The 9,134-nt window shown below is 71.4% G+C and carries 7 protein-coding genes; 3 read left to right on the top strand and 4 right to left on the bottom strand.

Translation table 11 applies throughout. The annotated features are described in order from the left end of the window. Window positions 1–848: cellulose binding domain-containing protein (locus VGS97_RS21490; protein ID WP_326855413.1), on the top strand; the 848-nt coding region annotated here is incomplete at its 5' end. A gap of 54 nt (window positions 849–902) precedes the next feature. Here the strand turns inward: VGS97_RS21490 and mgtA are convergent. The 4 genes from mgtA to VGS97_RS21470 all read right to left on the bottom strand — a co-directional run bounded on the left by mgtA (window position 903) and on the right by VGS97_RS21470 (window position 6,552). Next, complete coding sequence (mgtA, locus tag VGS97_RS21485; protein WP_326855414.1) at window positions 903–3,584, bottom strand: magnesium-translocating P-type ATPase; 2,682 nt, start codon at window positions 3,582–3,584, stop codon at window positions 903–905. 2 nt (window positions 3,585–3,586) lie between these two features. Further along, entirely contained in the window at window positions 3,587–3,943 is a 357-nt protein-coding gene (locus tag VGS97_RS21480) for a metalloregulator ArsR/SmtB family transcription factor (protein WP_326855412.1), read from the bottom strand. Window positions 3,944–4,043: 100 nt separating this feature from the next. After that, window positions 4,044–5,651, bottom strand: a complete 1,608-nt coding sequence (locus tag VGS97_RS21475) for an LCP family protein (RefSeq protein WP_326855411.1) — start codon at window positions 5,649–5,651, stop codon at window positions 4,044–4,046. Between the two features lie 304 nt (window positions 5,652–5,955). Continuing rightward, window positions 5,956–6,552, bottom strand: coding sequence for a hypothetical protein (locus tag VGS97_RS21470; RefSeq protein WP_326855410.1), 597 nt, complete (start codon window positions 6,550–6,552; stop codon window positions 5,956–5,958). Window positions 6,553–6,871: 319 nt separating this feature from the next. Between VGS97_RS21470 and VGS97_RS21465 the strand changes: the two genes are divergently transcribed. Together VGS97_RS21465 and VGS97_RS21460 are read left to right on the top strand one after the other, a co-directional pair. Next, window positions 6,872–7,546, top strand: a complete 675-nt coding sequence (locus VGS97_RS21465) for a DUF6542 domain-containing protein (RefSeq protein ID WP_326855409.1) — start codon at window positions 6,872–6,874, stop codon at window positions 7,544–7,546. Between the two features lie 97 nt (window positions 7,547–7,643). Further along, window positions 7,644–9,134, top strand: a 1,491-nt coding sequence (locus VGS97_RS21460) for an LCP family protein (protein WP_326855408.1), incomplete at its 3' end; no start/stop codon positions are given.

The raw sequence follows: 9,134 nt of genomic DNA, 5'->3' as shown, positions 1-9,134 counted from the left end.
CGCAGATGGCCGCGCCGCTGCTGGCCGGCACCGACCTGCGCAACGCGAGCGCCGCGACGATGGCGATCTACCTGAACAAGGACGTCATCGCGGTGGACCAGGACCCGCTGGGCAGGCAGGGCGTGGAAGTCTCCTCGACCGGCGGGCTCGACGTGCTGGCCAAGCCCCTGTCCAACGGGGACGTGGCGGTGACGCTGTTCAACGAGAACGCCAGTGCGGCCACGATCTCCACGACCGCCGCCGCGGTCGGGCTGCCGAGCGCGTCGAGCTACACGCTCAACGACCTGTGGGCACACAGCAGCACCACCACGAACGGCAGCACGTTCAGCGCGAGCGTCCCGGCGCACGGCGTGGTCATGTACCGGGTCACCGCGAACGGCGCCACCTCGCCGTCGGCTTCCGCGTCGGCTTCGGCGAGCCCCAGTGCGAGCCGCAGCGCGAGCCCCAGCCCGTCCGCGTCCGCAACGCCGAGCAGCAGCCCGAGCGCCAGCCCGAGCCGAAGCGCCAGCGCCAGCGCGAGCCCCACCGGTTCAACGTTCTGCCACGTCACCTACAGCACGCAGAGCCAGTGGGCAGGCGGCTTCACCGCCAACGTCACCATCGCCGACACCGGCACGTCCACGATCAACGGCTGGACGTTGGCCTTCGCCTTCCCCGGCGATCAGAAGGTCACCAACGCCTGGAGCGCGACCGTCAGCCAAAGCGGCGCGACGGTCACCGCCGCGAACCTGAGCTACAACGGGTCGCTCAGCCCCGGCGCAAGCACATCCTTCGGCTTCCAGGGCACCTGGACCAACAGCGACGCAGTCCCGACACACTTCACCCTCAACGGCACGGCCTGCGGCTGACCAGGCGCGCCCCGACGGCACCGCTCCCCCGGACACCACGATCGACGGGAACGGTCACGGCACCGCGTGCCCTGCCCTGGCGTACCCGGCCTTCGCCGCGGCGACCAGGACGCAGAATCCTGCGACGATCGCGGCGAGCAGCGGATAGAACCGCGGCGGCGGCGGTGCCAGGCCGAGGGAGGCGGCCAGCGGGCCGAGCGGGAGAAACAGCGCGAGGGCGGCCAGCGCCGTGGTCGCGGCGAACAGCGCGCCGCGCGCCCGGCTGCGGCGCTCGAAGGAGTGCCGGCTGCGCAGCAGCAGGATCGCGCAGGCCTGGGTGAGCAGGTTCTCGGCGAACCAGCCGGCCCGGAAGAGCGCCTGCGCGCCCGGGCCGGCCGCGCCGTGCGGGGCGAGCGCGTGGAAGGTGGCCAGATCGGCCAGGGTGCCCAACGGGGCGAACAGCAGGGTGAAGCGGACCAGGTCGTGCCGGTCGAAGCGGCGCGGCCGGGCGGCGGCGGCCGGATCGGTGCGGTCGGTGGTCAGCGCCAGCTGCGCGAGGTCGAAGGCGAGGTTCTGTACCAGGATCTGTAGCGGCAGCATCGGCAGGAACGGCAGCACCAGCGCCGCCGCCAGCGTCGACAGGACGTTGCCCGCGTTCGAGCTCAGCGTGATCTTCAAGTACTTGGCGGTGTTCACCGCGGCGCCCCGCCCCGCCGTGATCACGTCGGGAAGCGCGTGAAGTCCGCCGGGCCCGAGCACCACGTCCGCGCACTCACGGGCCACGTCCGCCGCCTCCGGGAGGGAGAGCCCGACGTCGGCGGCGCGCAGCGCGGGCGCGTCGTTGACCCCGTCGCCGAGGAAACCGGTGGCCCGCCCGGCGTCGCGCAACGCTCCTACGATGAGGGCCTTGTGCGCCGGTGTGGCCTGCGCGAACACGCGTGCGCCCGAAACGAGTCGGCGCAGCTCGGCCGCGTCGCAGGCGTCGATGTCAGCGCCGGTGACGATCCGGCCCGCGCCGAGGCCGAGTTCGGCGCACACAGCGGCGACCACCTCGGGTATGTCTCCGGTGACCACCTTCGTCTCGACGCCCGCGTCGGCGAGCCGGGACAGCACGCCGCGTGCCTCGGCCCGGGGCCGGTCGCGCAGCACGACGAAACCGGCCAGGGTCAGCCGCCGCTCGTCGGCCGGGCGCAGCGGCCTCGTTCGCGGTCTGCCGTGCAGTGGGCGGATCGCGACGGCGAGCAGCCGCTCGTATCGCGTCGCGTGCGCTTCGGCCAGCCCGAGCAGGCGCTCACGGGTGGCCGGGTCGAGGGGCGCCTGCTCGCCGTGTCGCAGCAGGCTGTCGCAGGCTTCGAGGATGTCGGGCACCGCGCCGTGCGCGGCCAGCAGGCCGCCGCCGAGTCGGCCGGGTTCGCACAGCAGGGCGCTCGCGCGCCGGCGCACGGGGTCGAAGGGCAGCACGTCGAGGACCTCGAAGCGGTGCGCGCCGTCGTATGCGTCGAGCAGCGCCTCGTCCAGCGCATCGACCAGGCCGGGGGCGTGGGCGAGTACGGCCGCGCTCACGGCGCGGGCCCATGTCAGTGCGCTGTCGTCGCGGTCGGGATGCGCTGCCCGGCCTTCGGCGTCGAGGCAGGCGGCGACCGTCGGGCGGCCGAGGGTGAGCGTCCCGGTCTTGTCGATGCAGAGCACGTCGATGGCGCCGAGGTTGTGCACGGCGGCCAGCCGGCGCACGGCGGTGCCGTGTCGGCCCAGCTCACGCGCCGCGGCGAACAGCACCCCGGTGGTGACCACCGGCAGCATCTCCGGGGTCAGGCCGGTGGCGACCGCGAGCCCGAACAGCAGTGCCTCGGCGTGCATCCCGCGGGTGGCCGCCAGCACGGCGAAGACCAGCGCCCCGGTCAGCACGCTGCCGACCAGCAGCAGCCGGGTGATGCTCGCGACGCCTCGTTCGTACGCGGTCGCGGGCTGCGCGCCCGGTCCGGCGAGCGCGTCGTGCGCGGCGCCGTACACGGTGTCCGCCCCGGTGGCGATCACCACGGCGGTCGCGGTGCCATGGGCGACCCGCGCTCCGGCGCGGCACAGCCAGGTCTGCTCAGCGGCCGACGGATCCGGACCGGTTACCGGCGCCGCGGTCTTCGCCGCCAAGCGCGACTCGCCGGTCAGCGCCCCTTCGGACAATGTGAGGCCGTCGCTGCGCAGCAAGTACAGGTCCGCCGGCACGAAATCCCCGGGATGCAACTGCACGATGTCCCCGGGCACCAAGTGTTCGATCGGAACCTCGCGCACCCGGGACAGCGCACCGTGTTCCGCACGGCGCAGCACGCTCGCGCTCGCCCCGACCAGAGTGCGCAGCGCCGCTACCGCACGCTGCCCCCGAGCCTCCTGACGCACCCGCAGCACGCAGCCGATGACGACGGCCACCATGATCACCGCGGTACTGGCCGGACTGCGCGTCAGGGCCGCGACAGCCGCGATGACGGCCAACAGCAGCACGAAGGGATCGCGCGCCGCGGCCAGCAGGCGGTGCGCGCCGTGAGGCATGGTGCGCGTGCGCAGCGTGTTATCGCCCCAGGCGGACGCGCGCCGCTCCGCGTCGCGCTCGGTCAGCCCACGCGGGCTCGTCTGGAGGGTGCGCAGCAGTTGGTGGCACGGCATCGTGCCGAGTGCGTGCGGATCGCCCCTGATCAGGTGATCGTCTTCGACGACCGGCCGCGACTCGCCGGGCGACAGCGCGGGGACCGCCCGCGCGGCCTCCACCGTCAACCACCGAACATGCGGCGACTGCGGCGCGGGGCGCTGGCCGGGGTGCCCAGCGCCAGCACCAGGTGTCGCACGGTCGCGGCCACACGGGGATCGGCGATCAGGTACACCTGACGGCGTCCCTCGCGCCGCGCGGTGACCAGTCCCGCCAGTTTCAGCTTCGCCAGGTGCTGGCTGACCGCGGGCAGCGCCCCGCCGACCGCGTCGGCCAACGCGCCGACATCCTGTTCACCGTGTGCGAGCAGCCATACGAGGTGCAGCCGGGTGGTCGAGGCAAGCAGTCCGAACACCCCGGCGGCCTCCTGGATCAGTTCGGGGTCGAGCCGCAGATCGTCCTCGTGCGCACCCTCGCCCATCTCGCTCCATCCCGCGTCGTGCCGACCGGCTCACCGCACCATCGTGCCGTATCGCCGAACCGGACAGCCCCCGCGGCGCCGCGGGCGAGATCGGCGAGGCTTACGGGTGGCCGCCGTAGCGCACCGGAGTGGGCAGACTGGAGCAGATGTCCTGGTCCCCGGTGCGGCTCTCCGCGCTGATGGTGGCGCTCGGCGATGCGTTCGTGCCAGTCCCGGGGCCGGTCGCGTGCGTCGGGGTGGCGGTGATGTTCGCAGGGGCGTTCTGGCCGACGACCAGAGTCAGGGTGCCGACATTGCTGCTCTGCTCGATCTCGGCTCCCACGACCTGGCCGGCGAGCGCCTGCGCCTGCGCCCGCTGTCCAGCCGGGTAGTAGATCTCCGTCTTGGCGAACCCGCTGTACCCGCTGTCGCCGACGCTCGTGCTCACGCCCAGGGCCTTGAGGTTCGCTGCGGCGTTGGCCGCCAGGCTCGGCGTCGAGGTGCCGTTGTAGACCTTCACGGTCAGCGAGGCGAGCGGAACACTGCTCGCCGATGCCGACATCGATACTGAAGGCGAAGGCGACCTGCTCGCCGTGATGCCGAACGCGCCCGCGGCCGGAGAGCCGGGCAGCGGCGTGTCCGCGCGCAAGTCATCCCATACCGCAGCGAAGCCCTGCCCTGGATCGACCCGATTCGGGTCGACCGGGTCGAAGACGTAGGGGGCGGTGACGAACTGGACGTAGTGGCTCTTCAGGCCCGCCACACTCTGCGCCAAGCCCACCATCGCGGAGAGCGACTTCAGGCCGTCGTCCACGGTCAGATTGCCGGTCACCGCGTTGGCGACCTTGTAGAGGGTGATCGGGTCGGACAGCGTGCCGGCGCTGGTGAGCTTGGCGAACAGGGAGGAGACGAACATCTGCTGGTACTGGATGCGGCCGAGGTCCGTCCCCGTGCCCACCCCGTGCCGGTCCCGGACGAACTCCAGAGCCTGCCCGCCGCTGACGGTGTGCAGTCCCGGGCCGAGGACCAGGCCGCTGTAATCCGGGTCGTTGATGCCCGGCGGCGGGATGCACACCGTCACGCCGCCCACCGCGGTGGTCAGTTCCTGGAAGGCGTTGAAGGTCACCTCGACGAAGTGGTCGATCCGGATGCCGGTCATCTGCTCGACCGTGGCCACCGCGCAGGCCGGGCCGCCCAGGTTCATCGCCAGATCGAACATCGCCGCGCTCGACGCCGACACGGTGACCGTGGGATCGGTGCGGCCCTGGCACTGCGGGCGCGGCACGATCAGGTCTCGCGGGATGGAGACCACCACAGCCCATTTCCGCTCGGCGCTGACGTGCACCAGCATCGTGGTGTCCGAGATGTCGGTGCCCAGCTTGCTGGAGTCGCCGAGGTTGGGGCCGCTCTGCCCGTCGCGGGTCTGCGAGCCGAGGATCAGCAGGTTCTGCGCCGTGTTGCCCTGCGCGTCGGCCTTGGCCGTCGCGGGGCGGTGCGTCAGGTGCGCGAGACTGACGGTCCGGATCCGGCCGAACAAGTGCTCGTAGACGTAGGCGCCGGTCGCCGCGGACGCCAGGACCAGCGCCGCGAGCGCCGCGGCGACGATCTTCAGTGCCCTGCGACGGCGGGCCTTCCGCTGCGTACCGGGACCAGGCGGCCGGGTGTCCGTGGCAGGCTCGTCTCGGCGCGCGTCGTCCGCGTCACCTCGGGAAGCGTCTCGCCCGCCCATCGCCCGGTCCTTTCCGCCGCCCCTGACGGCCCGTACATCAGTACCGGACGGCACGCAGCACGGCGTGGTTTGCGCGGTTGCGCAATCATCACGATAGAGCGAACGGCGCCATCATGCCGTCGAACACCCGAGTCATCGACCGGCGGCGTGACAGCGCGGGCACGGTCGGCCAACAGATACCGCGGCCTCCCGGTTCTTTTCACTGCGCAGCTCTTTTCACTGCGCAGCCTCCACACGCCGGCGCCAAGTCACCAGCGGTGCACCTCGTCGACCTGGGCAGCGCCCATCCGGCCAAAATCACGCATCACAGGCCGGACTTGTCCTGGCGTGCCCAGCGCAGCCTGAACCCGTACGCACGATCGATCTCCGACTGGTAGCCGGCCACGTAGCGCACCTCGTGCCGCAGGTTCCACTGCCCCTCGTGCCGCACGAGCAGCGCGACTGCGCAGGAGTGCGCCTCGGGCGGAATGTGCTCAAGCACGACCATCAGCGGCCTGGAGCCCCCAGGCGGGTGAAACTCGACCATGATGCGCCCGTTGGCCAACGGCCCGTTGTGGGCGTAGACGAACACCAGCGCGCGCCGCAACTGGGTGCCGCGGTCCAGGTTGACGAACAGGTTCTCCCCCGCCGCGGAACCCGCCCGGTCGTCTTGGTCGTGCGCGATGAACGGGGAGCGATCGAACGCCCCACGCAATCCGCCCAGATACTGCACCGCCCCACTCGTACCGTCCGCCAGTTCGTACAGAGCCCCGAGGTCCACGTCGAACTGCGGCGGGCGTGTGGCACCCGCCGGCCGCGCGACCAGATCCCAGCGCATGTTCACCCGAAGCGCACCAGGCCCCGACAGCGCCCGCTCGCCGCCGATCCACGCCTGCGACGCCCCTGCCCCGCCGCCTTGCACAGGCCCGACCACCTTCCGTGACCCCCTCAGCTCCCTCATGCACCGCCGCCGGACACCAGCATAATTCGAGATTTGCGCAATCAAGCAATTAAAGAGAGTAACGCAGGCCACATATACCCCGGCAGCGGGTGAGGACGCGCGGACCGAAGCGACGGCCCGGACCGCTCTGACACTCCTGGCGAACACCGCGCCGGGCCGGACCGATTGTTGCCGATCGGTGACGAAACCGTCGACAAACCGGGCAGCCATCGGCCCCGGTACCGCGTCTCTACCGGTGAATACTTGCGCCACAACGCAAGCGAGCGCCAAGGGGGCCTGAGTGCGGGAATACGGGGACGACTGGCGGCAAGCAGGGCACGAACGCCCGGAACCGCAGGGTGGGCAACGCCCCTGGCCGTCGGCGTCGAACGAGGATCGATGGGCCGGAGACGACGGGTATCCCCCGCCACGCACACAACCGCCCCGCGACACACGGAACCCGCAGGGCTCCGCGCCGGCGGCGTACCCCACACGCGCGACCCCGCGCCGAGAGCCGCCCCGCGATCCCCGCAACCCATCGCAAAACCGGCCGACGTCGCCCCAGCGCATCACGGCCGCGCCACAGTCGCGGTCCTGGCAGCAATCCACGCTGCTGGGCCCGCTGATCCTGATCGTGGTGCCACTGCTCGGTGCGGTCGCCAGTGGTCCCGCCCTCGGCGTCTTCTTCACCGTGGCCGCCGTCGCCGCCGCGCTCGGCGCCGCGCTGCTGTCCACCGAGAACGGCCTGTGGTGGATCGTGCCGTGCACCCCGACCGCGCTGCTCGCGGTGGCGTTCGCGTGGGTCGCTGTAGCGGGCGTGAGCAGCGCGAAGACCTCCGTCGCGGCGGCCACGAACGTCTTCGACGGGCTCGCCGGGGCGTTCCCGGGTATCGCGGCGGGCACGGTGGCCGCGCTCGTCGTCGCAGGCGTCCGCGTCGCCAGGAACGCAGCCAACACGAGGGGGACACGTGTCTGAGCGGTGGAACGACCGGTATGACCAGGAAAACGCGCCATACGAGCGCGACGACTCGCCGATGCGCGAGCATCGCTCCGGCCCGGGTTCAAGGACCTCCGTGGCCAGTGATTCCCGTCCGTTCCGCACGCCCGGCCGCCCCGGCAAAGGCCGTTCGGCGGGCGTGGTCGCCGGCCGGGTGGCGGTCAGCCTGCTCGGCGTGGCGGCCCTGGCCGTCAGCGGCCTGTCCTGGTACGTGCACGACCAGCTCACCAGTGGCCTGACGACGTCCGACGCGCTGTCAGCGGTCCGCAACGCCCCGCCGAAGCTGGACAACTCGGTCAACCTGTTGTTGATCGGCCTGGACAGCCGAAAGGACCAGAACGGCAACGACCTGCCGGTCAAGTTCGTCGAGCAGGACCTGCACGCCGGCTCCAGCGACATCGGCGGCTACAACACCAACACCCTGATCCTGATCCACATCCCCGCCAACGGCGGCAGGGCCCAGGCGTTCTCCATCCCCCGCGACGACTACATCCAGACCCTCAACGGCGACGGCACCTCCCAGGGCTACCACAAGATAAAAGAGGCGTACGGCCTGGCCAAGGCCGCCGCCGACCCCGGGCTGCGCGCCCAGGGCCTGACCGGCGCGGCGCTGGAGGCACGCGGCCGGGAAATCGGCCGGGAAGCGACACTGGCCACCGTGCAGAACTTCCTCGGCGTGCACATCGACCACTTCGCCGAGGTCAACCTGCTCGGCTTCTACGACATCGCCCAAGTCGTCCAGCCGATCACGGTATGCCTCAACGCGGACACCACCGACCCCGCCATCAACGGCCAGGGCTCCGGAGCGAGCTTCCACAAGGGGCTCAACGTCCTGAACGCCTCACAGGCGCTGTCCTTCGTACGCCAGCGCCACAACCTCACCAACGGCGACCTGGACCGCACCCACCGCCAGCAGGCCTTCATCTCCTCCGTCGAGTACAAACTCAAACAGGACGGCGTGCTCAGCGACCTGACCAAGATGCAGGCGCTGCTGGACGTGGTGAAGAAGGACGTCGTGATCGACGACCAGTGGAACATCCTCGACTTCGCCCAACAGGCCCCCGAACTGACCTCCGGCAACCTCGTCTTCAACACCCTGCCCATCCAGGGCTTCGCCACCCGCAACGGCGAATCGGTCAACCTGGTCGACCCCGCGCAAATCAAGCGGATCATGCAACTTCTCATCGGCCACGACCCCGCCCCCGCTCCGGCCAACTCCGCGGCCCCCGCCGCCACAGCCGCGAACTCGGCTCCCGCGACAGCCACCACGCACGCCATCGTCGACGTCTACAACGGATCCGGCGTCAACCACGGCGCCACCGACGAATCCAACGCCCTGGTCGCGCTCGGCTACACCGCCGGGGTCGTCAGCTCCCACGCGGCCGTCAGCCACAGCAAGGTGTACTACGGCCCCGGCACCGCGAGCGCCGCGCAGCAGATCGCCGCCAGCCTGGGCGCCACCGCCGTCGCGGACTCGTCCGTACCCGCCGGTCACATCCACATCTACCTCGGCGCCGGATTCACCCCGCCCGCAGGCACCGGGTCCGGCAGCGGATCCGGCACGGGC

This window comes from Actinocrinis sp., assembly GCF_035946395.1.
Classification (GTDB): Bacteria; Actinomycetota; Actinomycetes; order Streptomycetales; family Catenulisporaceae; genus Actinocrinis.
The sequence above is the reverse complement of the archived record's forward strand: the minus strand, read 5'-3'. Positions and strand labels throughout refer to the sequence as shown.